This window comes from Streptosporangium minutum (assembly GCF_002149035.1).
GTDB classification, from domain to species: Bacteria; Actinomycetota; Actinomycetes; order Streptosporangiales; family Streptosporangiaceae; genus Streptosporangium; species Streptosporangium minutum.
In genome coordinates, this window is record NZ_NGFP01000511.1 from 1 (window position 1) to 1,223 (window position 1,223).

Annotated in this window: 1 protein-coding gene; it reads left to right on the top strand. The window is 76.1% G+C overall.

Going from position 1 to position 1,223, the window contains the following annotated elements:
• A partial coding sequence (locus CA984_RS44085; RefSeq protein ID WP_479725550.1) for a serine/threonine-protein kinase occupies nucleotides 1-1,223 on the top strand: 1,223 nt, incomplete at both ends.

The window sequence follows — 1,223 nt, forward strand, 5'->3', positions numbered from 1 at the left end:
CGCCTCACCGGCCGAGCCTCCCCAGGCCGGCTCCCCGCACACCGAGCCCTCACACGCCGAGCCCAGCCCCGCCACCGCTGCCGTTCCCGGCCTCGGCAGACCCGCGGACCTCTTCTCCTGGGCCGCCACCCTCGCCTACGCCGCCACCGGGCAGCCGCCCTTCGGCGGGGAGACCGGCAGGGTGCGGGAGGGCTCCGCCGACCTCACCGGCCTCCCGCCCGAGCTCGCCGCCCTCCTGACCTCGTGCCTCGACAAGAACCCCCACGAGCGTCCCGACACCAAGGCTGCCATGCTCCGCCTCCTCGGCGAGCGGTCAGCGCCCCTCACCCCTGGCGAGGGCGGCCGTACGGCCGGCTCCGGGACGGAGCGGAACTCCCCGGAGGAGGCCGTTCCCCCGGCCGCGGCCGTAGCGGACGCGTCGGCACGGCCGACGGCGCTGCCGCTCTGGGGTGCTCCGACGCTCCCCGGAAGCGTGCCCCCGGCGGGCACGGCCGCGCCCCCGGAGGCCGGGACCGTCCGGGAACGGCCGAGGACCAGGGGTTTTCCCCTCATGCTGGCCGCCTGCGTCGGCGTGGTCGCCCTGCTGTCCGGACTCGGCCTGTGGGCCGCCGGAAACTACGGCTCCCTCGGCGCCATGGGGCGGACGGCCGCCGAGGGAAAGATCTCCGGCGTCCTCTCCGCGCCGTCGGGCCAGGGGCAGGGCCTGCCGCAGGAGGACGGGCAGGGTGGCGCGAACACGTCGGCGGACAAGATGACCGTGCCCTCGGACGCCACGGCGGAGCCGCAGAACCCGGATGTGGGGCCGATAAGGCTGGACACGGGCAGCCCGACGGCCCCGGCCTCGTCGACGACCTCCCCCGTCACCGCGCCGCCGATCCCGGTGCCGACGTTCCCGGTCCCCACCGCGCCGGAGGCCACGCGGAAGGCCGGCGCCAAGGCGCCGCCCACGTCCACGGCCAAGCCGAGGAACACCCAGAGCGCCAAGCCCAGCCGGACGTCCAAGCCGACCGGCGGACCGACCGCCAAACCCACGACGGCGCCGACGCGGAAGGCGACCCCGACGCAGAAGGCGACCCCGACTCGGAAGGCGAGCCCGACGCAGAAGCCCCCGCAGGCTCAGCCGTCGACGCCGGCCAAGCCGACCAAGACCGCACAGCCCACGAGAACCGCGCAGCCCACCAGGCCCGCGCAACCGACCAAGACCGCACAGCCGACTGTCAAAC